Genomic DNA, 24,805 nt, shown 5'->3' with positions numbered 1-24,805 from the left:
ATAAAATGATGTGTACGCAAAGAGGCGTATGGGCCTGCCCGAAGCTGGGACAGGCCCATGCGTTTTTTCTTTCAGTTGAAAGAGTGGGCGCTCAAAGAGGGGGGAGGAGCTGTTTCAGCCCGGCTAAACTGACACAAACGAGGAAGAAAGAGGGAAAACCCATGAACCGTATTCAAAAGCGCCTAGGCGCGGGACTGTTGTCCGCCGCCATCACACTGTCGCTGTCCCTTCCCACGCTGGCCGTGGAACCGGAAAATGCCCTTTCCGGATACGAGGCCGGTGATGTCCTGACCTGGAAGGCAGTTAAAAATTTCCTTACCGAGCAGGGAGAGCTGGACTTTTCTGTCCCGGAGCTTCGCCCCGCCGCAAATGACCCGCTGACCCAACAGGAGGCCGCCGCTTATCTGCTCCGTTATGCCGGGATGAAAGAATCCCAGTTGGGTGAATATCCCTACGACTACAACTACATGGCGGAAAGCGCCGGTCTCACCAACGGCATAGACTATGCGCCGGAGGCCCAGGTCATTTACAGTGATTTTATGACCATGTTCCAAAATGCCGCCCCACTGTACGACGCCCTCCATGCTGAGCGCAAAGAGCCCCTGTTCCTCAATGGCATGGCTCAGCCCATTTTCGACTATGACGGCGTCATCCGTTTCTGTGTCTATGTGGAGACCAATTACGACACCGACGGTGACGGCAAGCTGGATCTGGTCAAGGCCCTAGTGCAGCTCCCCGGTGACGTGCTGAACGGCATGAAGGTGGCCACCATCTATGAGGCCCGCCCCTATATCACCGGCTGTATCGAGGATACGGAGGGGCTCTATGTGGACGGGGAATTCGACATCGCCTCCCTGTACGCCCGGCCTGCCGCCAGGACGCCCAAGGGCGTCTCCACCACCGCCCAGGCGGCTGAAAACGCTGACCCGGACGATTGGTACTATATCAGCCCCTACGAGAGCGATCCGGAAAACGACTACTACTTTTACGATTATGAGGACCTGACCTGGTACGACCAATACCTGGTCCGGGGCTTCGGCGTCGTGGAGTGCGGCGGCTTGGGCACCAAGGGCTCCGAGGGGTTTGAAACCTGCGGGACCGATTTGGAGATTGACGCATTCAAATGCGTCATCGAATGGCTGACCGGTGACCGGACCGCCTACACCGACCGCACGGGCAATATTGCCATCGAGGCCGACTGGTCCAACGGCAACGTTGGCATGACCGGCCGTTCCTATGCCGGTACAACCCAATTCGGCCTGGCCACCACCGGGGTAAAGGGCCTGAAAACCATCGTCCCCGTGGCCGGCATCGCCAGTTGGTACGATTACACCAACTCCCAGGGCGTCTCCACCGGCGATGTCCCCAATTACAGCGACGACTTGGCCGCCTACTGCGCGGGCCGCTACCTGGATGAGGAGGACTACGCCACCATCGCCGACGCCTACGGCCGCTATTTGACGCAGATCAAAGCGGATCAGCTGGCCAGCAACGGCGATTACAGTGACCACTGGGCCAACCGGGATTACACCTTGAATTGGGAGGGCATCCAGTGTCCCGCCCTGATCGTCCACGGCCTCAATGATACCAATGTCCAGACCAAGCACTTCGACCTCATGTATCAAGCCTACGAAAGGGCCGGAAAGGACGCCAAGCTCCTGCTCCACCAGGGCAGCCACATCACCCCCACCTATGACTCCCAGGGCTACGAGATCACCATTGACGGCACGCTTTACGACGAGATCCTGAACCGCTGGTTCAGCCACTACCTCTATGGCGTGGAAAACGGGATCGAGGATATGTCCCCCGTCACAGTCCAGAGCAACATTGACGGTACGTGGTCCAGCTATGACAGCTGGAAAACCGATGCCCGCACCGCCCTGAACGGCTCCGCCGCCGTCAAGGAACCCACCATGACCCTGGATAAGGACACGCCGAGCGTTTCTTACACCTTCGACGTGGCCGAGGATCTGACCATCCAGGGCCCCGTTCCGGTCCGGCTCAAAGCCGCCCCGGTGTCCGGCCAGCTGGCGGAGCTGGACGGCGTCAAGTTGTCCGTCTCCCTGTCCGATACCAGTGACACTCCCTTCATGGCCTTCGTCAAAGGGGAGAACAGCAGCTATCTTCCCCTGGACACCATCCGGGAGAAGGGAGCCTGGCTGGGCGGCGGGCTGGAGAATTTCGACTTGGTCTCCTTCGCCCAGACCCAGGTCTCTTCCAAGGAAATCGCCACCGGCTGTATCGACCTCTTCAACCCCACCGCCGGGTATGACTCCGCCTCCGCGGGCCAGCGCACTGAGCTGGAGAGCGGCGCAAATTATGACTATACGGTCTATCTTCAGCCCAACTTCTACACCGTGAAAGCCGGGCATCAGCTGGTCCTTACCATTGAGCTGGAGATCCCCGAGACCGCCGGGGACCTGACCCTCACCCTCCAGAACGCCGCCACCCGGACCATCCTTCCCATCCACGGCGAGGCTATGGAAAATCCCTTCCAGGATGTTTCCGCGGACGCCTTTTACACCGACGCCGTCCTCTGGGCCGTTCAGCAGGGTATTACCTCCGGCGTCTCTGCCCGTGAGTTTGCCCCTCTGTCCTCCTGCAGCCGGGGAGAGGTGGTCACCTTCTTGTGGCGGGCCATGGGGGAGCCCGCGTCGAAGCTTGAGATCTCTCCCTTCGTCGACGCCGTCGATGCAGACGCTTATTATTACAGGGCCATGCTGTGGGCCTATGAAAACGGCATCACTGCTGGCACCTCTGCGCAGACCTTCGCGCCAGATACTGCTGTAACCCGGGGTGAATTCGTCACCTTCCTGTGGCGCTGTGTTGATAAACCCTCTGTCTTGACCGGCACACAGTTTGAGGACAACGTCGATGCCGACGCCTATTATCACGACGCCGTCCTCTGGGCTTCCATGGCCGGAGTGACCTCCGGTACCTCCGAGAGCACCTTCAGTCCCGACGGCCCGTGCCAGCGCAGCCAGGTGGTCACCTTCCTGTACCGCTACCTGGCCGGATAAGCCGGAAAGCAGGGAAGAGGCACTTCCTTTCATAGAAAACCCCGCCGCCGGCATAGGAATGCCGGCGGCGGGGTTCCTTTTTCTCCTCCTGGGCATAAGATGGGGAAAACGAAAGGGGGGAGGGCCTTGACGCCTCCTGTCATACCCTATGACCGGGCCGCGGCGGTGGCCTATGCGCACCGGTGGGCCTTTGGCCGAAATCCAAAGTTTTATGACTATGAGGAACTGGGAGGGGACTGCACCAATTTTGCCTCTCAATGCCTGTACGCCGGTACCGGAGTCATGAATTTCACACCGGTCTATGGCTGGTACTACATCGACGCCAACAACAAAGCCCCCGCCTGGACCGGCGTCGAGTACTTCCGCAACTTTCTGACACGGGGCAAAGAGACCCCCGGCCCTTTTGCAGAGGAGACCACTCTGCGCAATCTTCTCCCCGGCGACTTTGTCCAATTTAATTTCAAGGGCGAGGTTTTCTCCCACACCCCCGTCATTATATCTATTGGAAACCCGGCCACACCAGAAAACACCCTGCTGGCCGCCCATTCCTATGACGCCGACTACCGGCCCCTCAGCACCTACTTTTACCAACAGATTCGTTATCTTCATGTTCTCGGAGCCTACCCGCCGGAAAAGACTACTCCTCCGGCTCCGAAGCCGCTGGTTTCTTCCGCCCCGTCCTGACCTTCCCCAGGGGATTGGCCTTTGCCGCCAGACGGAGGTTTTCATTGTCCACGTGGGTGTAGATTTGTGTGGTATTCAGGTTGTCGTGGCCCAGGACCTCCTGGAGCGTCCGCACGTCAACACCGTTTTGCAGCATCAATGTGGCCGCGGTATGCCGCAGCTTGTGGGGGGAGTACTGGCTGCTGTCCAGCCCAGCCTTGGTCAAGTACTTTTTGACCAGCTTTTCCACCGCCGCCTTGGAAATACGGGTCCGGCGGCGGCTCAAAAACAGCGCGTTCTTATCAATGGCTTGTTCGTTCCCTCTGACGGCCAAATAGTCCTGGATCGACTGGATACAGGCGTCATTTAGATATAAAATCCGCTCTTTATTGCCTTTTCCAAGGACACGGAGCTGTTCTCCACGCACGTCCGTCAAGTTTAGACCAATGAGCTCCGAAATACGAACTCCGCAGTTTAGAAAAAGAGTCAGAATGCACCGGTCCCGCTCCTGAAACGGGCCATCTACGCTTTCCAATAATTGGATGCTACTTTCCAGGTCCAAATACCGGGGCAGAGACTTTTTCATCCTGGGAGAGTCCAAATCCTGCATCGGGTTTTCCGCCAAAACCTTCGCCTTATTGGTAAGATATTTGTAGAAAGAGCGGATGGCGGCAACTTTCCGGGCCCGGGAAGTTGCTTTCAGGCCATAGCCGGAATGATCGCTGTTTGGACGCTGGGCCCGATCCCGACTGAGGTAATTCATGTAGGAATAGACGTCGGAGAGCGTCACAGATCGCACCAGATCCAAATCCACGTCACTGATGTCGATGGAGTCAAGCTCAGCCGAACGGGCAGCCATATTTTTTTCGATCTTGATATAACGAAAGAAATTGCGAAGATCCAGAAAATACTCATCCACAGTTTTCCGGGAGTGGCCCTGAATGGTCTCATGATAGACCAGGAAGTCCCGGAGGATCGGCGGCGCTTCTGTACGATAATCCATAAGCAAACTACCAGAGGTTCGGGACAGGATCAACGGCTTTTTTCCGTTTTTCCCTCCCTCCAAGTAAACAAAATTTTCATTTTGTTTACTTGGTTCTCAACCTCCAAGCCTCCTCCCCATACTATAGTCATAGCTAAACCCAGCCTCAGGCCCGCTGAGGCTGGGTTTTCATTTACAGCACAGCCGCCAGAGCCTCCCGGATATTGCGCACTTTGATTAGCTGGAGCCCGTCCGGCGCCGACACTTTTACGCTTCGGGACGGCACCAGGCATTTGGTAAAGCCCAGCCGGTGAACTTCCGACAACCGCTGGTTCAGCGCACTGACGGCCCGCAGTTCCCCTGTCAGGCCCACTTCACCCACGGCGGCCAAGTCGCCGGGTACGGGCTTGTCCCGAAAACTGGACGCCAGGGCAATCACCATTGCCAGGTCCACAGCGGGCTCCTCCAGCTCCAGCCCCCCCACGACATTGACGTAGGCGTCACAGGAATTGACCATCAGCCCTCCGCGCTTCTCCAGCACGGCCAGCAGCAGCATGGTGCGGTTGAAATCCACGCCGGAGACCATCCTCCGGGGCATGTTGAAACTGGTGGGGGTCAGCAAAGCCTGTACCTCCGCCAGCACGGGCCGTACCCCTTCCATGGCACAGGTGACGCAGGTCCCCGGTGTGTCCGTCGGACGGCCCTCCAGGAGCATTTCAGAGGGGTTCGGCACCTCGGAGAGGCCGCTGTCCGCCATTTCAAATACGCCGATCTCGTTGGTCGCGCCAAAGCGGTTTTTGGCCGCCCGAAGGATTCGGTAAGTCGTCTGCTGTTCTCCCTCAAAGTAAAGAACACAGTCCACCATATGCTCCAGAACCTTGGGCCCTGCAATAGACCCTTCTTTATTGACATGGCCAATGACGAATACTGTGACCCCCTGCCCTTTTGCCGCGTTCATCAGGGCCAAGGTGCAGTCCTTCACCTGTCCCACGCTTCCCGGCGAGGTGGTGAGATCGCCATTGTATAAAGTCTGGATCGAATCGACGATGAGGACGTCGGGTTTCAGCTCCCCCACCGCGTCCAGGATATTTTCCAGGTTGGTCTCCGCCATCAGATAGAGCCCATCCCCCCGGACATGGAGACGCTCCGCCCTCAGCTTGATCTGCCGCTCAGACTCCTCCCCCGAGACATAGAGCACATTTGCAAAACGGCACAGATTATCACAGATCTGCAGCATCAAGGTGGACTTGCCAATGCCGGGGGCGCCGCCCACCAGCACCAGAGAGCCTTTCACCGCTCCCCCGCCCAAAACCCGGTCCAGTTCGCTCATCCCGGTTTCAAAACGCAGCTCATCCGTGGTCTCCACCTCAGTGATGGGCCTGGGCCGGGCAAAGCCGAGGCCCCCGGAATCCCGGCGGCCGCTTGTTGACTTCGGTGTTTTGCCCTTTGGCTCCGCCGGACGCTCTACGATGGTATTCCAGGCCCCGCAGGCCGGGCATTGGCCCTGCCAGCGCAGGACCTCATTCCCGCAGTCGGTGCAATAAAAAACGCTTTTTGCCTTGGCCATGGTATTCCCTCACCGTCTTGTGTTTTATCCCTGGTGGCCGTTCTCCTATGCCTCTATGCTTCATCACGATATCACGGACGGCCCCAAAGAGCCACACATAGCCACTTTGTGGATATTATAACACAGGTCCTTCTGTTCCGCCACTCTTGATTTCACCGCTGCGAAGCCAGGCCGAGGCGATGCAGGCCGCCAATTTGATCTGGTAGCCATCGCTTCTCAGCTTCGCCTCTTCTTCCCGGTTTGACAAAAAGCCGCACTCAACCAGCACGGCAGGACAGGTGATATGCTTCATGAGGTATACCGAATCCGGGATCTTGGACGGGCTTCTCTGGTTGGAGGGGTCCATGGCCCGCAGGCTGTCCTGAACGAGTGCCGCCAACGCTTGGCTGTCCTCTCCAGGCCGGTAAAACACCTGGGCCCCGTGGTAGGCCGGGTCCTGAAACGTATTCTGGTGGATGCTGATGACCACGGCGTTCTCCGTCCCCTCAATGGCGGCCACCCGGTTATGGAGGTCCGAAACCTTCTTCTTGCGCAGAGTGTCGGCCTCCGGGTCATGGAGCGAGATGTCGGTCTCCCTCAGCAGGACCGGTACCACCCCGTAAAACCCAAACACCTGGTCCAACTTGAGCACCACCGACAAATTGATCCCGCTCTCCGGCACCCCGGTCAGAGAAACAGCGCCGCCGTCCTCCCCGCCGTGGCCCGCGTCCAGGATCAGCTGCCGTCCGGGCAGGCGCGCCGGCGCCAGGACAGCCTTTTCCATCCGGGACATTCTCCAGACGCCCGCCCCACATACCGCAAGCGCCAGTACAAGGGTCCCCGCTAAAATTTTTTTCCAGCCGTATTTTTTCATGGGTCATCCCCTCCCCTGCCAATTTATGACGTTCCGGCCCCATTATACCCCCGGGCCTCTTTCCGCCCTCTCCCGTCCGGTCCCACCAGATGCATAGGATAGCGCGGAGGAGATCTCTCCCCTTCTACCAAACATAAGGAGGAACGAGCATTGTATCCTGACAATGGAACGAATCCCGCCGCCTGCGCCGATCACTGCGGCACTCTGCCGGAGTGCGCCCCGCTGGCGGTCCCCTATGTCCCCTTCCAGCAGACCGGCTCCAAGCGCTATAACCAGAACGAGGCGCTGAACAACGGCACCCTCTTCCCCGGCCTGAACCTCCCCTTCCACATGAAGGTGGACGCCCCCAACGCCGTCAGCGGCCCTCTGGGCGAGCTCCAAGCCCTGGAATTTGTACTGGTTGAGCTGGGCCTCTACCTGGACACCCATCAGGGCGACGCCGAGGCTTTTGCCCTCTATCAGCAGTACGCCGCACTGGAGAAGGCCGGCCGTGAAAAATACGAGGCCATGTTCGGCCCCTTGACCCAGTTCGCCGTGGCGGCCTGCGACAATTTCTCCGGCTGGATCAAAGATCCGTGGCCCTGGAACTATCAGGAAGGAGGCGACAAGTAAGCCATGTTCATGTATGAAAAGAAGCTTCAGTACCCGGTGAAGATCAAGAATACCAACCCCAAACTGGCCAACATCATCATCACCCAGTACGGCGGTCCTGACGGCGAGCTGGGCGCCTCTCTGCGCTATCTGTCCCAGCGCTACTCCATGCCCTACCCCGAGCTGAAGGCTCTTCTCACCGACATCGGTACCGAGGAGCTTGGTCACCTGGAAATGATCGGCGCCATCGTCCATCAGCTTACCCGAAACCTGACCGAGGAGCAAATCAAGACTGCCGGGTTCGACACCTATTTCGTGGACCGCACCACCGGCGTCTACCCCACGGCCGCCTCCGGCTTCCCCTATTCTGCGGCCTCTATGGCCGTCAAGGGCGACGTCATCGGCGACCTCAGCGAAGATATGGCCGCCGAGCAGAAGGCCCGGGTCACTTATGACAACATTCTCCGCCTCTCCGACGATCCCGACGTCAACGACGTCATCCGGTTCCTCCGGGAGCGGGAGGTCGTCCACTTCCAGCGCTTTGGCGAGGCCGTGCGGCTGGCCAAGGACAAGATGGACCAGAAAAACGTTTACTTTGTCAACCCCGCGTTCGACAAGAAATAACCTCTGCTTTGTCCCGGCAGGCCACTCCTGCCGGGACCTTTTATCCAAAAGAAAAAGAGGCGGCTGAATATTCAGCCGCCTCTTTTTTAAGGCCGTATGGCCACCTTGATCACGCTGTCCCGCCGTTCCTCAAACAGCCGGTACGCCTCCTCGATCTCGTTCAGAGGAAACGTATGGGTAATCAGGGGCGTGGTGTCCAGCTCGCCTTGCGAAATGTGCCGTAAAATCTCCGCACAGTCACAGCCGTCGACGCCGCCCGTCTTGAAAATCAGATTCTTGCCGTACATGTCAGGCAGGGGTAGGGTCTGCGGGCCGTCATAGAGCGCCACCACCGTTACTACCGCGTTGGGCCGGGCACACTGCCAGGCCAGCTGGAAGGTCTCTTCCGCTCCAGCCACCTCTAGCACCACGTCCGCTCCGCCGTGGCCGCTGTACTCTTTGACGGCATCCAGGACCTCTCCCGACCCTACCACCAGCACTTGAGGATAGCGCTCCCTCACGAACTGCCGCCTCTGCGGATCCCGCTCACAGACAATGACCCGTTTCGGCCCCTTTAAAAGCACGCACAGCAGAGCGCAGATCCCGGTAGGCCCGGCGCCCAGGATCAGCACGGTATCCTCCCTTTTGATCTCCGAGATGCGGGCCGCCCAAAAACCCGTGGCCAGAACATCGCCCACAAAAAGAGCCTGCTCGTCGCTCACATTGTCCGGGATGGGGGTTAGCCCCTGGTCCGCATAGGGGACCCGCACAAACTCCGCCTGCCCCCCATCGATGCGGCAGCCCAGAGCCCAGCCCCCGTTCGGATCCTGGCAGTTGTTGACAAAACCATGTTTACAAAAGAAACACTGGCCGCAGAAGGTCTCCACATTTACCGCCACCCGGTCTCCCGGCTTCACTTGTCTGACCCCGGTGCCCACCTCTTCCACGACGCCCACCAGCTCATGGCCCACTGTGACGCCGGGCACCGCCCGGGGCACAGAGCCGTGCTTGATATGCAGATCACTGGTACAAATGCTGGCCAGCGTCACCCGGACCAGGGCGTCCTTTTCATCCAGCAGCACTGGCTTGGGCTTCTCCCGCAGCGCAAAGGTCCCTCTCTCCACATAGGTATAGGCCAGCATAGTGTTTCCTCTCCTTCACTTTTTCTTGATTATAGCCCGCCTGCGGTTTTTTCGCAATATTTTATTCCCCTGCGCATAGGGATAGGAAAAAAGGAGGAATGCCCTTTGTCTCAACCCGGAACCATTACGGCTCACGTCTATACCTCCCGGGCCCAGATCCCCGTAGCCGGCGCCACTGTGGCGGTGAGCCAGCGCCTCGGCGGAAAACGGCACACCCTGTTGGCCATCCGCGTTACCGATGAAAATGGAGAGATCCCTCCCATCCCGGTCCCAGCTCCGCAAGGCAGCGAAACACCTGGAAAGGATGTTCCTTTTTCATCTCTTGATGTCCGAGTGGAGCATCCTGACTATCAAATGGAGATCATTGAAGGCATTCAGATCTTTCCCGGCATCAGCTCGCTCCAGGAGGTTCAGCTGATTCCCCTGGCCGAGCACGCGATTCCCCGCAATACCTATCATGTGGTCAACATCACCCCTCAGCCGCTGTAAGGAGGGTCCGCTTATGCCTGTCGTAACACCCTATATCCCGGAGTATATCACCGTCCACATCGGTGCCCCCAGTTCAGGAGGTGAAAACGTCACCGTCACCTTTTCCAATTATATCAAAAACGTGGCATCCAGTGAGATCTATCCTACCTGGGAGCCCCCTGCCCTCCGTGCCAATATCTTAGCTCAAGTCTCTTTCGCTCTCAACCGGGTCTATACTGAATTCTATCCCAGCCGGGGCTATCCGTTTCAAATCACCTCTTCCACCGCCTATGACCAAAAATTTATCCCCAGCCGTAACATTTTTGAGAACGTGGCGAAACTTGTCGATGAGATCTTTGATGACTATATCCGCCGCCAAGGTCATGTGGAACCCCTCTCCGCCAAATTCTGCAATGGGACTACCACCACCTGCGACGGGCTTTCTCAATGGGGCAGCCAGGATCTTGCGCTGGGGGGCTATAATTCCATGCAGATTCTGCGAAACTACTATGGTGACGATATTGAATTGGTCATTGACGCACCCATTCAGGGGATTCGGCTCTCCTATCCCGGCTCCGCGCTTCGGCGGGACGACAGCGGGCCAGAGGTCGCTGTGATACAAACATCACTTAACCGGATCTCCCAGGACTATCCAGCCATCCCCAAGATCTGGCCGGTGGACGGTATCTTTGGAGAACAGACAGAAAATGCCGTGCGGAAATTTCAGTCCATTTTCAAGCTGACTTCCGACGGTGTTGTAGGAAAATCTACCTGGTATAAGTTGGTCTATCTATATGTCGGCATTACCCGTCTTTCCGAGCTTGTCACCGAGGGACAGACCTTTTTCGGGATCTCCTTCCAATACCCGGACGCAGTGGAACTGGGTGATTCCGGGGAAAAGGTAAACGTTCTGCAATACATGCTGGCTGTTCTCTCGCAATTCAACGACGAACTCCCCTTGATCACAATCGATGGAGTCTTCGGTCCCGTCACGCGGGAAGCGGTTCGGGCGTTTCAGGAAAAGAAGCATCTTCCTGAGACAGGGATCGCAGACCGTAAGACTTGGGACTATCTCTACCGGGAATTTCAAGGGGTTTCGGAAACTGTGCTGGACAATCCCAATCTCTTTCCCTCAGAGAGGCAGTCTGGCGCCGATGCGGACACGGATTACGGAACCACCACGCAAATGACCCAGTTCCCCGGCTATCCCCTGACCCTAGGCAGCCATGACGCATAAGGAGGGACTTCAATGACAACAGATGATCCGCGCTTTCTGGGCCGTCCAGTCCACAGCCTTCAAGCCATGCTTCGGGAGCTGTCCTATCATTACCCCAAACTCCCGCGTCTGGTATCGGACGGCATCTTCGGAGAAGAAACCCTGGAGGCCGTCATGATCTTCCAGCGGGAATTTCAGCTGCCCGTTACAGGGAAGGTAGACAACAAAACCTGGGACGCCGTGGTCCTGGCCTATGCCCGTGTCTCCTCTACTCTGGAAAATCCCCTGCGCGCCAATGGTTTTCCAGACCGATTATACACCATTTCACCCGGAGAGCGGTGTGTCTATCTCCTTATCATTCAGGCCATGTTCAACGCCCTTTCCAGTGTGTTGGAAGAGGTGGAGCCCACCCCTGTGGATGGAAGCCATACGGGGCCATCCGTAAATAATATATGCTGGCTTCAACGCAAGGGACAGATGGAGGAAACCGGCGTGATCGGCAAATACGAATGGAACCTCCTGAGCCGGATCTACGAGGTTTTTCTGATCCGCACCAACGAGCCAAATCCTTGTCATCTTTTAAAGGAATATCCCTCCACCGCCCGAAAAAGTTTATTGGATCCCGCCACTCTGTAATCCGGAACACAGATATATCGCCAGCCAGACAATCGTTGTCAGTTAAACAAAAAGAGTGCCGTACGCAATCGCGTATGGCACTCTTTTTATCTCCGCCGTTATAGAATTGTCCGGATCCGGGCCACCGCTTCCCGGGTGGCTTCCGCCCCGCCGAAGGCGGTCAGACGGATATATCCCTCCCCGCTGGGACCGAATCCGGCCCCGGGGGTCGTCACCACATTGGCCTGGCGCAAAAGCCGGTCAAAAAAGTCCCAGGAAGGCATTTGATCCGGAGTTTTCGCCCAGATGTAAGGGGAATCCACACCGCCGGAGACGGTGAGCCCGGCGGCTACCAGCCCTTCCCGGATCACCCGGGCATTTTCCCGATAAAAGGCCAGCGTCTCCTCCACCTGACGCTTTCCCTCCGGAGAGTAGACCGCCTCGGCCCCCCGCTGGGTCACGTAGGGCACCCCGTTGAATTTGGTGCACTGGCGGCGGTTCCAAAGGCTGTTCAGCGATACCCCATCCCGCTCCAGCTCCTTCGGGATCACGGTGTAGGCACATCGGGCCCCCGTAAAACCGGCCGTTTTGGAAAAGGAGCGGAACTCCACGGCGCAGCTTCTTGCCCCCTCGATCTCAAAAATAGAGTGGGGGATGCCGGGCGTCGTTATAAAGGCCTCATAGGCTGAGTCGAAGAGGATGACCGCCCCCACACGGTTGGCGTAATCCACCCAGGCCTTCAGCTGCTCCCTGGTGGCAACGGCACCGGTGGGGTTATTGGGAAAACACAGGTAGATGAGATCCACCTTTTTCGAGGGGATCTCCGGGGTAAACTGGTTTTCCGAAGTACAGGGCATATAGACAAGCTCCGTCCACTTCCCCGCCCGGACATCATACTCCCCCGCCCGGCCGGACATGGCGTTGGTGTCCACATAGACCGGATATACAGGGTCACACACCGCCACCACATTGTCCACCGAAAAAATGTCCACGATGTTGCCGCAGTCGCTCTTGGCGCCATCCGAAACAAAAATCTCCCCGGCGGCGATGTCTACGCCCCTGTCCTGGTAATCGTGCCGGGCAATGGCCTCCCGCAGAAACTCATACCCCTGCTCCGGACCATATCCGTGAAAGCCCTGGACCGTGCCCATCTCCTCCACAGCTTTATGCATGGCCTGAATGACCGCGGGCGCCAGAGGCCGGGTCACGTCCCCGATCCCCAACTTGATCAGCTTTTTATCCGGGTTTTCCTGGGTATACGCCTCCACCCGGCGGGCGATCTCCGAAAAAAGATAGCTTCCAGGCAGCTTTACAAAATTTGTGTTGATATGAGCCATACCGCTTCCTCCTTATCTGTCCTCCGGCCACTCGCCCTCAAAAACGGTGACGGCGGGGCCTGTCATATACACATGACCATCTTCCTCACTCCAGGCGACGGACAGATCTCCTCCCAGCAGGTGGATGGTGGCCTTCCGCCCCGCTTTTCCAGCCAGAGCCGCCGCCACCAGCGTAGCGCAGGCCCCCGTGCCGCAGGCCAGGGTCTCCCCACTCCCCCGCTCCCATACCCGCATCTTCAGGTGTGTCTCATCCAGCACTTCCACAAACTCCGTGTTGGTCCGATTGGGAAAGCTGGGGTGGTTTTCAAACGCGGGGCCGATGGCGGGCAGGTCCAGGGCGTCGATCTGGTCCAAAAAGACAACGGCATGGGGGTTTCCCATCGAAACCGGACGGGCCTGGTAGGGCCGCCCCATGATCTGGAGCGTCCGGGGCTCCTGCGGAACTGGCAGGCCCATGTCCACCGTAGCGGAGACGACTTGTCCTCTCTCCACCTGCAGGCGCAGTATCTTGACCCCGGCCAGCGTCTCCACCCGCACCGTGGTCTGGTCCGTCAGGCCATGATCATAGACAAATTTACCCACGCAGCGAATGCCATTGCCGCACATCTCCCCCTCGGAGCCGTCCGCGTTGAACATCCGCATCCGGAAGTCCGCCTTCTCCGACGGAAAAATGCAGATGAGCCCGTCGCTCCCCACGCCGAAATGCCGGTCGGAGATCCTCCTCGCCAGCTCCGGCAGGTCCTCCGGCGCCCGCTGGGTGCAGTCCACATAGACGTAGTCGTTGCCCAGGCCCTGCATTTTAGTAAAACGCATCACTGACCCTCCCTCTCAAATCCAGATAGAGACAAACGGCGGCAGTCAAGCCGTCTGACTGCCGCCGTGAGGCGATTGCGCCGGAAAGACCGCCTTGCCTTTTCGTCTTACGCTCTATTTTATATGCTCCAGGTCCCATCTATGATCCTCCGCGCCGTCTGGACCAGCTTTTCCCCGGAATCCATGCTCTTCCTTTGGAGCAGGCGGTGCGCCTGCTCCTCCGTGATCCCGTGCCGGTCCATCAAGACCCCCTTGGCCCCCTCCACAAGGGCCTGCTCCTCGGCGCTGCGCCTGGGGCGGGCCAGCTGTTCCACCCGGCGGCCCACCTGGAGCAGCGTCTGGACGGCGGAAAGCAAATCGCTTCGGGAGACGGGCGCCGCCAGCCGAAAGATCTCGTCGCTCTCCACCATCTCCAACATGCTTTGGATGGCGACGACCAGCATGGAGCAAAAACCGGGCAAATCCTGAAACAGTTCTTCGGCCGTCTCGTCACTAAGTTTGTAGCCGCAGATCACCGTGCTCACACGCTGTTTGCTGACCAGCCGCTTCACTTCGGCGGCGGAGCGGCAGATCAGGCACGTGGCCAGGCCCGCCCGCTCAATGATCTCCCGGATGCGACAGGCGCTTTTCCCGCTCTCAAAGGCGAGGATGACCGTTTCCATTCCAACCACTCCCCTTCACGAAGGAGTCCGCGCCTGTGAGATCAATAATTGATGATGTACTTTTCCCGCTCCCAGGAGGAGACCCGGGTGCGGTACTCGTCCCACTCTTTCCGCTTGCCCTCGATGTAGTTCTCCGCCACATGGCTCCCAAGCGTATCCAAAACCAACTGATCGGCTTCCAGGGCCTCGATGGCCTCTTCCAGGGAGCCCGGCAGGGCGCTGATCCCCCGGGCATCCCGGGCGTCCTCGTCCATGGCGTAAATATTCTCTGTGATCTCCGCCGGGGGGGTCATGCCCTTCTCGATGCCGTCCAGACCGGCCGCCAGGCAGACCGCCAGCTCCAGGTAGGGGTTGCAGGACGGGTCGGGGGAGCGCAGCTCCACCCGGGTCCCCTGCCCTCTGGTGGCGGGGATGCGGATGAGTGCGGAGCGGTTGGAGGCCGACCAGGAGAGATAGCAGGGCGCTTCGTATCCGGGCACCAGCCGCTTATAGGAGTTCACCAGAGGATTGGTCACCGCGGCCATGCCCTTGACGTGATGGAGCAGTCCGGCGATAAAGCTGTAACACTCCTTGGAAAGCCCCTTCTCGCCCTTGGGATCGCAAAAAACGTTTTCGCCGTTCTTGAAAAGGGACATATTGGTGTGCATGCCCGAGCCGGCCACTCCGAAAATGGGCTTGGGCATGAAAGTGGCGTGAAGGCCGTTTTTCTGGGCCAGGGTCTTGACCGCCAGCTTGAAGGTCATGATGTTGTCGGCCGCCTTCAAGGCTTCGGTATACTTAAAGTCGATCTCATGCTGGCCCGCGGCCACCTCATGGTGGCTGGCCTCGATCTCAAAGCCCATCTGCTCCAGGGCCAGGCAGATCTCCCGTCGGGTGCTCTCCCCGTGATCCAGGGGGCCCAAGTCAAAATACCCCGCCTCATCGTTGGTTTTCGTGGTGGGCTTGCCCTCCTCGTCGGTCTGAAAGAGGAAGAATTCCGCCTCGGGGCCCACGTTGAAGGTATCAAAGCCCATGTCCCGGGCCTTTTTCAGCACTCGCTTCAACACACCCCGGGGATCGCCAACAAAGGGGGTACCGTCGGCGTTGTACACGTCGCAGATGAGGCGGGCCACTTTGCCGTGGGCGGGCCGCCAGGGAAATGCCACGAAAGAATCCAGGTCAGGATAGAGGTATTGATCCGATTCATCGATCCGCACGAATCCTTCGATGGAGGAGCCGTCGAACATAATCTCATTATTTACGGCCTTTTCAATCTGGGACGCGGTAAGCGCCACATTTTTCAACTGGCCGAAAATATCGGTGAACTGCATCCGAATAAACTCGATGTCCTCTTCCTTTACCATGCGGATAATATCTTCCTTGGTGTAAGCCATAAGCGGGGTTCCCCTTTCCTCATTGAAAATCGCAACGCCCTGTAATAAAAAAGACGCTCCGCCCATCGGGGTCGGAACGCCTTCGTCCACAACTGATGATTTGAGTATAAAGTTTTTGCCTATCCTTGTCAAGAAGATTCTTGGCGCTTGCGGCATCTTTGTTATAACTATCAGGGAAAAACGCCCGAATTTCCCCATTCCTTATACAATTTGAGCCGCTCTGTCAAATAGGCGCAGCCCTATTCTCCCTCCCCCCGCATCCGGTATCCCACGCCCAGCTCATTGATAATATAACGGCTTTCCCCCGGCTGGGAGCCCATCTTTTTCCGAATGTTGGCCATATTGACTTGCAGCTTCTTCACACTCCCAGGATCGGAGCTGCCCCAGACCGCCTGCACAATGGCAGAATAGGTCAGCATCTTCCCCGCATGCTCGGCCAACACCGCCAGGATATTATATTCCGTCTGCGTCAGCCGTACCTCTACCCCGGCAATCGTTACCATCCGCTTCCCATAGTCGATCTCCAGATCTCCCTGGGCAAACTTGCCCCCGGGCAGCAAATCCACCGCGCTGCGGCTGCTTCTCAGGGCTACCCGCACCCGGGCCAGCAGTTCCGAGGTGCCAAAGGGCTTTGTGACGTAATCATTGGCCCCCAGATCCAAAGCCGCCACCTTATCCCACTCCTGGCTTCTGGCTGAGAGGATGATGATGGGCACGGCGGAGGTCTTGCGCGTTGATTTGATGAAATCCAGCCCATCCATATCGGGAAGGCCCAGATCCAGAATAATCAGATCCGGCTGATGGGAAAGCAGCAGGCTGCCCTGGGAGCCGGTCTCGGCGGCGATGACCTGATAGGAGTTAGCCTCCATGATCGTCTGGATAAAGCCCCGGATATTGTCCTCATCCTCCACCAGCAGGATCTTATATTTATTATTGCTCACTGATCGTCCATCTCCATTTCCAAAGAAAAGCAGAACCGAGCGCCGCCCTCCGCCCGGTTTTCCGCGCGGAGGGTACCGCCGTGGGCCCGTATAATGGTGGAGCACACCGAGAGCCCGATTCCCATATTGTTCCGATTTCCGTCCGCCGGGGCCCCCGTATGCTCCAGATACCCGGTGAATAAGTGCTCCATGCGGTCTTTGGGGATCCCGCACCCGTTGTCCTCCACCACAAAAATCGCCTGGGTCTCCTCCGTATGGACGGCCAGGGTAAGCTCCGTCATCCCAGAGGCGTGCAGGACGGCGTTTTCCAGCAGATTGATGAGGACCTGCTGGATCAGCATTCCGTCCATGGGGATGCTGATGAATTGATCCGGGATGGAGACCGTCACGGGCTGGTCCGGGTACCGCTTGCGAAATTTCATAAGTGTGGCGTCAATGAGTTCCTCCAGCACGGTGGGGGTCTTGATGACCTGGACGTTCTCCCCGTCCAGCCGGGTCACCGACAGCAGGTTTTCCACCATGCGGATAAGCCACTGGGAATCTTTTCGAATCTCCTCCAGCATTTGGATCTGCCTGGGCTGGGACAATTCCTCATAGTTTTCCACCATCACCGAGGCCGACCCATAGATGGAGGTCAGGGGCGTCCGCAGGTCATGGGAGATGGCCCGCAGCAGGTTGGCCCGCATTTTCTCCATCTCGCTCTCGGCCCGCATTTTCTCCTGCTCCTTGATTTTGGTGGTCCGGGTGCTTGTGACGATGGCCACCGTGAGCATCACGGCGGCGGAAAAAAAGCTCTCCGGCAGAATGAAATCGAAGGCGTAATAGGGATATGTAAAGGCGTAGTTCACGGCAAACACGCTGGACAGTGACGCCAAGATTCCCCAAAAGTACCCCTGAGTCTTGAGGGAGATCAGGAAAATACCCAGCACAAAGATCATAGGGACCAGGGACCAGATCCCCATCTGCTCCTGGATCAAAAGATTGACGGCGAACGCCACCGCAAAGACGAGCGTGGTATAAATCCCATCCCTCACATATACATCCAGTGATTTCATGACAGCTCTCCTTTGGTGTAACCTCTTGCCTCATTGTAACACACTGGAAGGGAAAAGGCAGTCCCCTATGGTCTTTCCGCATTGTTTTTCAGCTCTCACTTTACCATTTTTCCGGCAAAGATACGGCAAAGGTTTTTTGCCCCTTATCCCGGCGGTATCTTTGGTAATCCGATGGCGCAAATCCTTGGTCCAGCGGCGGATGCTTTCTCCTCTTTCAAACCTGGCCGGCCACCCGATCCCGCCCGATGCCGCCGCCTCAAATCCTCTTATCCGTTTCTTAACCGCCGCCCGATTGACAGGACGAGTGTCCAAGTGGTAGGTTAATTTCACAAACAACCGCAAGGAGGTGTCACTCATACCAGACACATCGCACAAAACACGCCATTGAGCTACCCCGCTTCCCCTGCCTTGTTCCTGACACGAAACATAGGATAGCTCGGAAGTATCCCAGCAGGCTCTCGCACAGATTTGAAAGGGGTTTTGAGAGAATGAGCAGCGCAGCTTTAGAAAAACGCGACGGCTTCAACAGCAAACTAGGCTTTATCCTGGCATGTATCGGCTCCGCCGTAGGCATGGGCAATATCTGGCTCTTTCCATACCGCATGGCCACCTATGGCGGTGCCTTCCTCCTGGTCTATCTGATCTTCGATGTCCTCATCGGCTTCTCCGGCGTCATCGGAGAGATGAACTTCGGCCGCAGAGCCAAGGCCGGCCCCATCGGCGCCTTCGGCGAGGCCGCGGCCTCCCGGGGTGAAGACAAGCGCAAACTCGGCCAGATCGTGGGCGCTCTGCCCATGCTGGGCGCTCTGGCCCTGGCCATCGGTTACTCGGTGGTGGTGGGCTGGATCTTCAAGTACACCGTGGGCTCCTTCACTGGCTCCGTCCTGGCTCCCGCCGACCCCGCCGGCTTCGGAGCCGCTTTTGGCGGCATGGCTACTACCTTCGGCAACAACATGTGGCTCATCATCGCTCTAGTGGTCACCTTCGCCATCATGACCCTGGGCATCGCCGGAGGCATCGAGAAGGCCAACAAAATCATGATCCCCCTGTTCTATCTCATGTTTGTCGGCCTGGCTATCTACGTGGGCTTTCAGCCCGGAGCGTCCGAGGGCTATAAGTGGATGTTCACCATCGACCCCAAGCAGTTTGCCAACCCCATGCTGTACGTCTACGCTTTGGGTCAGTCCTTCTTCTCCCTGTCCCTGGCGGGCAACGGCACCGTCATCTACGGCTCCTACCTGAGTGACGATACCGACACGGTCAGCTCCGCCGTCCTGATCGCCATCTTCGACACTCTGGCCGCCATGCTGGCCGCCTTGGTCATCATTCCCGCCATGGCCACCACCGGCGCCGTCCTCTCCGAAAGCGGCCCGGGCCTCATGTTCATCTCCCTGCCCTACCTCTTCAAGGCCATGCCCGGCGGACAGATCGTCATGATCGTTTTCTTTGTGGCCGTCCTCTTCGCCGGGTTGACTTCGCTGGTCAACCTCTATGAGGCGCCCATCGCCACCCTTCAGGATAACCTGAAATTCAGCCGCCCCAAGGCCGTCGTTTCCATCGCCGTCATCGGCGCCGTCGTGTCCCTGTGCATTCAGGGCATCGTCAGTGATTGGATGGATTTCGTCTCCATTTACATCTGCCCTCTGGGCGCCGGCCTAGCTGGCATCTTCTTCGCCTGGGTCTGGGGCAGAAAAGCCGTGGAGGACGAAGTCTCCAAAGGCCACGGCAAGCCCATCGGCAGCTGGTACTATCCCCTTTACAAGTGGCTGTTCTGCGGCCTGACTATGGTGGTTTTCTTCGCCGGCATCGCATTCGGCGGCATCGGCTGAGATGTCCATATAAATTCCCTTCTCTCTCTTCGAAAGGATGCACTGCATCCGGACGAGCAAGGAGGCCAGCCCATTGGGCTGGCCTCCTTGCTTTTATTCATAGCGGCACCTTAAATTAAAAAAACTTAAATCTGGCCGGCGGACCTTACTCCCACTCGGCAAATTCAGATATAGTAGGGTGTATTTGAGGTGATTTCGCAGGAAAAACTTTCGCAAATATGTTAATATTCCACCTGCTATTTTCGGCTGTAAAGTTTATTAGTATCAAAATAGTATCACAAAAGGCTGGGAAATACAACAGAATTATGTGGAGCTCTACATAATTCCGGCACGGACGGACGCTGTCAGGCACAGCGGATAACAGCCTTGCAAGAGGCGTTGTACCTGCGCTGGATATATTCTTGATAGGCTTTCTGGTCTGTCATGGAAATTCCCCCTCTCTGAATAATAGTGCGGGGCGGCAGCACTCCTTGCTGTCGCTCCTTGACTGCCTAACTGCGAAACCGGGCGGGGCTGTCAACGGTGGGCGAAGCCCGTTCATCTTGACCGCCCGCTGGCTCGGCTGGCTTTGCTATTTACCCGACAAACTTGAATTTATTGTAAGGTATCACGTTTTACCTTCTTAAGCCTTACTATCATTACCATAGGAATTTCTTTGTTGGTTTTGAAACATTCTTCATAAAATCCATCAATGACAAATCCAGCTCTAAAACAAAGGTTAAAAATATCTTGTATGGAACGATGATAATAAATCTGCTCTTTCGGTTGCCCTTCAATCGCTATATCATAGTAACTGTGCGGTGTCATATATTTTTCAGTCAACGTGACAAAACAAGGGTGTTGCGTTGCAAAGACAAAAATTCCGCTTTCCTGCAACAGTTCATAAACAGCCATAAGAAGTGGTTCAATATCCGTAATATCCATAATTGCCATATTAGAAACTGCTTTCGTAAAGGCTCGATTTCTTTTTAATTCTAATATACTTTTTCTATTGGTCGCATCCGCCACACAAAATTCAATTTGTTTTGCATATTGTGATTGCCGTCTTTTAGCCAATTCTATCATTTTTTTGCTGTAATCAAAAGCGACAACCGAAGCGCCTCTTTGTGCAAGATACGAAGAATAATTTCCATTGCCACACGCAATATCCAAAATATAATCCGCAGGATTAGGAGATAGAAGTTCCGTTACTTTGGGACGCACTACCTCTCTGTGAAATTCATTAGATTCGTCACCCATTGCATTATCCCAAAATTGTGCGTTCTCCTCCCAGATTTTTTTACTTTCCTCTGTTCCCATGTTCTCTCCCACTCCCAAAATTTGCTTTTTTGCTTCCATTAAATCTTCCTTACGATATTCCATTGTTACCCTCCATAACTTCTGATTGTTGCCGTCTTGACGATTATGTATCTTTACATTACCTTCTGAAACATATGGCGCACCTTGTCCAGGCGGTTGTTTGGACGGCGGGGCTGGATGACCGGCTGGCCGACAGCGGCCTGATACCCTTTTAGCTCTGTAAGGCATACGCTCTGCCCGTTGGTGTAAAAGGCCAGATCAGTACGGTATGCCTGTATACAGCGGGCGGGAATCTCGCCAGTAAAGACAACTTCATCCTTTTTTACCTGGGCCGTTTCGATGGTGGCACAGTATTTCGGTGCATCATGATAAGCCCTGGAAAGGTATTCCTGGGGCGCATAGAGGGTGAAGGAGAGATAAGGTTCCAGCAGCTGCGTCCCCGATTCCTTCAATGCCTGTTCCAATACAATCGGGGCCAATGAGCGGAAGTCCGCCGGCGTGCTGACTGGACTGTAATAAAGCCCGTATTCAAAGCAAATCTTACAGTCCGTTACGTTCCAGCCGAACAAGCCCTGCTCCAGCCCGTAACGGATACCATCCCTGACAGCGTTTTGAAAACTCTGGTTCAAGTATCCCAGCGAAACCCGGCTCTCGTATTGTACGCCGGAGCCAAGCGGGAGTGGTGTAACAGACAGTCCGATAGATGCCCAAAACGGGTTGGGCGGCACCTCGATATGGATGGTGTGGCTGGCTGCTTTGAGCGGCCGCTCCATATAAATGACGGTGGGTTCCTTTACCACTGTTTCAATCTTGTATTTTTCCGACAGCAAAGCGGAAACGACCTCCAACTGCACCCGGCCCAAAAAAGAAAGAATGATCTCATGGGTGATGGAATCCACTTCGCAGCGCAAAAGCGGGTCAGTATCCGCAAGTTGCGTAAGAGCGTCCAGCAGCCGTTCTCTTTGCGCTGCCGTTTTCGGCGCAATCGTCGTCCGCAGCATGGGGAGGGGGGCCTCGCGCCACCTTTTACGAGGGAGCCGGGTTTGATCCCCTAATACATCGTTTAACCTCACGCTGTCGCTGGGAAGGATAACAATTTCGCCCGGATAAGCGGTGTCTGTCCGAACAATTTCCCCTTTGGATGGAATACGCATCTCTGTGATTTTCAGCTTTTCTCTCCCGGCCAGGGCCACCGTATCCCGCAGGCGCAGCGTTCCGCTGTATAGCCGCAGATAGACACGCCGCTGGCCGCAATCGGTGTACTCAACCTTGAAAACGCTGCCGCATAGGGTGGCGCTCCCCTGTTCCCCAATCGGTTGGAACAGTCCTGTCACCGCATCCATCAACGGTTGAATGCCAAGGCCCTTTTTGGCGCTGCCATGATAGACCGGAAACAGGGAGGCTTCTTGAACCCGCCGCTGTTCCTCCCGCGCAAGTTTTTCCTGGCTGATTGGTTCTCCTGCGATATACTTTTCCAATAATGCATCGTTATTTTCGATGACCGCATCCCATGCTTCTATGTCGGTATTTTCCTCCAGGACTATTTCCGGGGACAGCGACACCGTCTGCTTGATGATAATATCGGCGGAGAGCTTATCCCGAACAGACTGAACCACGCTCTGCAAATCAACGCCAGCCTGGTCGATCTTGTTGATAAAGATAACGGTGGGAATGTTCATTTTCCGCAGGGCATGGAACAGAATACGGGTCTGGGCCTGCACGCCATCTTTCGCGGAGATCACCAAGATGGCCCCATCTAAAACAGCCAAAGAGCGGTACACCTCCGCCAAAAAATCCATGTGGCCGGGCGTATCCACAATGTTAACTTTACATCTGTGCCACTGGAAGGAAGTGACTGCCGCTTGAATGGTAATCCCACGCTGCCGCTCCAAAAACAAGGTGTCCGTCCTCGTTGTCCCTTTTTCGACGCTCCCTGGTTCTGAAATGGCTCCACTGGCATATAGCAGACTCTCCGTCAAGGTCGTCTTTCCAGCGTCTACATGGGCAAGAATCCCGATATTGATAATGTTCATGTCTATCCTCCATACAAGGCCCGAATGGGCGCAAAAATCCCCAGCGGCTAATACTTTTACCGCTGGGGATCATGACTTCGGACACACAGAAACATACACGACTTACATAAGCCGCGGTCCGTCACGATATTTACTAAAAAGGCAAAAGTATTCTTAAAATTGGGTACAAAAACCAAGCCCCTGCAAGGGGCAATCATTTTTGCGCCCATTATCAAATTTTATTTAAGAATACCTTGCCGCATATTTGATAGACTCCTCAAATCAGGATAATAGCAGTATATCATAGTACGCTCTAAAAAACAAGAAATCATTTTACCGATTCCACAAATAAAATCGGAGGGTATTCACTGGAATACCCTCCGGTTTTGGTGATTATCGTGCGTCTATCCGAATTTTTGACTTTGCGGCCCGTTTCCGTTCCTTTTCGGCATGTTCCTGCTGGTAAGCTGCCTCTAATATTCTGTCCACTTGTTCTGGGCCAAAGGCCCTTTTGACCCGCTCATAGTCAGCGGAGACTTGCCGCATGGCCTTGTTTTCCAACTTGACCTCCTGCAATCGATCAGACAGGCGGATGTTGCTCTCCCTCACCCGGCCATAGTCCCCTTGCAGACGCTCAAATTTCCCCCGCAGCTCCACATAGGCCAGATACAGGGAGCGCAGCACCTTGACGATTTGGGCCAGCAGGGGCTTTGCCTTTTTCTCTCGGTAGGCCCGGCCTGTTTCCAGCGTTCCCGGCTCCGGCAAAATCTCCTCCGGATTGGCGGAGAAATCCGCTGCCAACCGCTCCATATTTTTCACCGCCGGGGCAAGTTCTTTGAGCCGCCGTTCCTGGCTCTCCACCTGGTTTTCTTTCTCCGCCTTGACCGTCTCCAGAACGGCGATCTCCTTTGCCCGCTGCTCTTTCTTGTAGTCCAGCACAGACAAGTGCTTGTCGTGGGTGCCTTTGTCCTCCCACTCAATCCCGTGGCGCTCCATGACCAGGGAAAGCTGCTCCTTTTCCGAGCGCACCCACTGGCTCCACTCTGTGTCCCCTCTGGTGCCGCCCTGGAAACCCTGGGCCGCTAACGCCTGTTTCAAAGATACCCTCGTGTCCAGCCCTCGCTTGCTCCCGGTGGTGAATGGTACAAAGTCAATGTGCAGATGGGGCGTAGCCTCGTCCATGTGGAGGTGGGCAGAGAACACCCGGAGTTGGGGGTTGCGCTCTTGAAAGCCCTTCATGTACTCGTCCAAAACCGCTGCCGCAAGCTGTCCCTCCTCGCTGTCGGCGCTCATATCATCTCGATTGCCCACTTGCAGGATGATTTCATGGAACGGCTTTTCCTGCTTGCCGGAGCGGATCTTCTCATAGTAATCCTCTATCCTTCTGTCGGCCCTGGTTTGTTTAGCGTTGTACCGTTCCAGAGCCTCGTCAAAGAGTTCATGGTACACCGCCTTGATATTCTCCTGGCAGTAGGTTATATTCAAGTGGGAGCGTTCCGGGTCAGTGTTCTTGGCGTGGAATTTTCTACTGTTATGGTTCACCGATCCTTGGCCCACCATGGCGCTGATTGTCCTTTTCAAATCAATCCCTCCTCCCTTTTCCGCCGCGCAAGCGGCGAGCCTTTGTTACTTTCTGCGAAAGTAACGCAAAAGCACTTTTGACAGCCTGACGGCCATCAAAAGCGCATTTGCGCCCTACGGGGTGGTGTGGGGGCTTTGCCCCCGGCAACTGCGGTTGCCTCCCCCAGCAGGGCCGCCCTTTGA

Annotated in this window: 21 protein-coding genes; 8 read left to right on the top strand and 13 right to left on the bottom strand. The window is 56.4% G+C overall.

Features of this window, described 5'->3' with window-relative positions; translation table 11 throughout:
- The first annotated feature begins 161 nt into the window (after positions 1-161).
- Both AAEU42_RS08150 and AAEU42_RS08145 read left to right on the top strand, forming a co-directional pair.
- The gene (locus AAEU42_RS08150; protein WP_342233039.1) at positions 162-3,020 is read left to right on the top strand and encodes a CocE/NonD family hydrolase; all 2,859 of its coding nucleotides are present in this window, start codon (positions 162-164) and stop codon (positions 3,018-3,020) included.
- A gap of 126 nt (positions 3,021-3,146) precedes the next feature.
- Positions 3,147-3,704 carry an amidase domain-containing protein gene (locus AAEU42_RS08145; RefSeq protein WP_342233038.1) on the top strand — a complete coding sequence of 186 codons (558 nt, stop codon included), beginning with the start codon at positions 3,147-3,149 and terminating at the stop codon, positions 3,702-3,704.
- Here AAEU42_RS08145 and AAEU42_RS08140 read toward each other — a convergent pair.
- The 3 genes from AAEU42_RS08140 to AAEU42_RS08130 all read right to left on the bottom strand — a co-directional run bounded on the left by AAEU42_RS08140 (position 3,658) and on the right by AAEU42_RS08130 (position 6,995).
- Positions 3,658-4,686, bottom strand: a complete 1,029-nt coding sequence (locus AAEU42_RS08140; RefSeq protein ID WP_342233037.1) for a tyrosine recombinase XerC — start codon at positions 4,684-4,686, stop codon at positions 3,658-3,660. The genes AAEU42_RS08145 and AAEU42_RS08140 overlap by 47 nt on opposite strands.
- A gap of 172 nt (positions 4,687-4,858) precedes the next feature.
- On the bottom strand, positions 4,859-6,232 hold the full coding sequence (radA, locus tag AAEU42_RS08135; protein WP_342233036.1) for a DNA repair protein RadA: 1,374 nt from the start codon (positions 6,230-6,232) through the stop codon (positions 4,859-4,861).
- Between the two features lie 115 nt (positions 6,233-6,347).
- Complete coding sequence (locus AAEU42_RS08130; RefSeq protein ID WP_342233035.1) at positions 6,348-6,995, bottom strand: N-acetylmuramoyl-L-alanine amidase; 648 nt, start codon at positions 6,993-6,995, stop codon at positions 6,348-6,350.
- A 240-nt stretch (positions 6,996-7,235) separates the two neighbouring features.
- On the opposite strand from AAEU42_RS08130, the gene AAEU42_RS08125 reads away from it, so the two are divergent.
- Both AAEU42_RS08125 and AAEU42_RS08120 read left to right on the top strand, forming a co-directional pair.
- Entirely contained in the window at positions 7,236-7,697 is a 462-nt protein-coding gene (locus AAEU42_RS08125; RefSeq protein ID WP_342233034.1) for a spore coat protein CotJB, read from the top strand.
- A gap of 3 nt (positions 7,698-7,700) precedes the next feature.
- Positions 7,701-8,300, top strand: a complete 600-nt coding sequence (locus tag AAEU42_RS08120; protein ID WP_342233033.1) for a manganese catalase family protein — start codon at positions 7,701-7,703, stop codon at positions 8,298-8,300.
- A gap of 86 nt (positions 8,301-8,386) precedes the next feature.
- On the opposite strand, the gene AAEU42_RS08115 is transcribed toward AAEU42_RS08120, so the two are convergent.
- Positions 8,387-9,421 (bottom strand): alcohol dehydrogenase, encoded by a 1,035-nt coding sequence (locus AAEU42_RS08115; RefSeq protein ID WP_342233032.1) that lies wholly within the window; start codon positions 9,419-9,421, stop codon positions 8,387-8,389.
- 105 nt (positions 9,422-9,526) lie between these two features.
- Between AAEU42_RS08115 and AAEU42_RS08110 the strand changes: the two genes are divergently transcribed.
- Genes AAEU42_RS08110 through AAEU42_RS08100 form a run of 3 tightly spaced genes read left to right on the top strand, consistent with a single transcriptional unit; the run spans position 9,527 to position 11,741 of the window.
- Positions 9,527-9,910, top strand: a complete 384-nt coding sequence (locus AAEU42_RS08110; RefSeq protein ID WP_342233031.1) for a spore cortex-lytic protein — start codon at positions 9,527-9,529, stop codon at positions 9,908-9,910.
- Between the two features lie 13 nt (positions 9,911-9,923).
- The gene (locus AAEU42_RS08105) at positions 9,924-11,126 is read left to right on the top strand and encodes a peptidoglycan-binding domain-containing protein (protein WP_342233030.1); all 1,203 of its coding nucleotides are present in this window, start codon (positions 9,924-9,926) and stop codon (positions 11,124-11,126) included.
- 12 nt (positions 11,127-11,138) lie between these two features.
- A complete protein-coding gene (locus AAEU42_RS08100) occupies positions 11,139-11,741 on the top strand; it encodes a peptidoglycan-binding domain-containing protein (protein WP_342233029.1) in 603 nt (200 codons plus the stop codon).
- Positions 11,742-11,839: 98 nt separating this feature from the next.
- On the opposite strand, the gene AAEU42_RS08095 is transcribed toward AAEU42_RS08100, so the two are convergent.
- The 6 genes from AAEU42_RS08095 to AAEU42_RS08070 form a co-directional block, all read right to left on the bottom strand.
- The gene (locus AAEU42_RS08095; protein ID WP_342233028.1) at positions 11,840-13,057 is read right to left on the bottom strand and encodes an LL-diaminopimelate aminotransferase; all 1,218 of its coding nucleotides are present in this window, start codon (positions 13,055-13,057) and stop codon (positions 11,840-11,842) included.
- Positions 13,058-13,069: 12 nt separating this feature from the next.
- On the bottom strand, positions 13,070-13,870 hold the full coding sequence (gene dapF, locus AAEU42_RS08090) for a diaminopimelate epimerase (RefSeq protein ID WP_342233027.1): 801 nt from the start codon (positions 13,868-13,870) through the stop codon (positions 13,070-13,072).
- Positions 13,871-13,989: 119 nt separating this feature from the next.
- Complete coding sequence (locus AAEU42_RS08085; RefSeq protein ID WP_342233026.1) at positions 13,990-14,532, bottom strand: ANTAR domain-containing response regulator; 543 nt, start codon at positions 14,530-14,532, stop codon at positions 13,990-13,992.
- A 41-nt stretch (positions 14,533-14,573) separates the two neighbouring features.
- The gene (glnA, locus tag AAEU42_RS08080; RefSeq protein WP_342233025.1) at positions 14,574-15,905 is read right to left on the bottom strand and encodes a type I glutamate--ammonia ligase; all 1,332 of its coding nucleotides are present in this window, start codon (positions 15,903-15,905) and stop codon (positions 14,574-14,576) included.
- 239 nt (positions 15,906-16,144) lie between these two features.
- Positions 16,145-16,846: a response regulator gene (locus AAEU42_RS08075; protein WP_342233024.1), complete on the bottom strand. Its 702-nt coding sequence runs from the start codon at positions 16,844-16,846 to the stop codon at positions 16,145-16,147.
- Positions 16,843-17,901 (bottom strand): sensor histidine kinase, encoded by a 1,059-nt coding sequence (locus AAEU42_RS08070; protein ID WP_342233023.1) that lies wholly within the window; start codon positions 17,899-17,901, stop codon positions 16,843-16,845. Before AAEU42_RS08070 ends, AAEU42_RS08075 begins: the two co-directional genes overlap by 4 nt.
- A gap of 488 nt (positions 17,902-18,389) precedes the next feature.
- Here AAEU42_RS08070 and AAEU42_RS08065 point away from each other — a divergent pair, with 488 nt between their 5' ends.
- On the top strand, positions 18,390-19,730 hold the full coding sequence (locus AAEU42_RS08065) for a sodium-dependent transporter (RefSeq protein WP_342233022.1): 1,341 nt from the start codon (positions 18,390-18,392) through the stop codon (positions 19,728-19,730).
- A gap of 594 nt (positions 19,731-20,324) precedes the next feature.
- On the opposite strand, the gene AAEU42_RS08055 is transcribed toward AAEU42_RS08065, so the two are convergent.
- The 3 genes from AAEU42_RS08055 to AAEU42_RS08045 form a co-directional block, all read right to left on the bottom strand.
- Positions 20,325-21,092: a class I SAM-dependent methyltransferase gene (locus AAEU42_RS08055; RefSeq protein ID WP_004010385.1), complete on the bottom strand. Its 768-nt coding sequence runs from the start codon at positions 21,090-21,092 to the stop codon at positions 20,325-20,327.
- Positions 21,093-21,142: 50 nt separating this feature from the next.
- Complete coding sequence (gene tet(W), locus AAEU42_RS08050; protein ID WP_031474227.1) at positions 21,143-23,062, bottom strand: tetracycline resistance ribosomal protection protein Tet(W); 1,920 nt, start codon at positions 23,060-23,062, stop codon at positions 21,143-21,145.
- A 372-nt stretch (positions 23,063-23,434) separates the two neighbouring features.
- Positions 23,435-24,622 (bottom strand): plasmid recombination protein, encoded by a 1,188-nt coding sequence (locus AAEU42_RS08045; RefSeq protein WP_228275371.1) that lies wholly within the window; start codon positions 24,620-24,622, stop codon positions 23,435-23,437.
- Positions 24,623-24,805: the final 183 nt, after the last annotated feature.

Source organism: Pseudoflavonifractor phocaeensis (assembly GCF_038439875.1).
Taxonomy (GTDB): domain Bacteria; phylum Bacillota; class Clostridia; order Oscillospirales; family Oscillospiraceae; genus Vermiculatibacterium.
The sequence above is the reverse complement of the archived record's forward strand: the minus strand, read 5'-3'. Positions and strand labels throughout refer to the sequence as shown.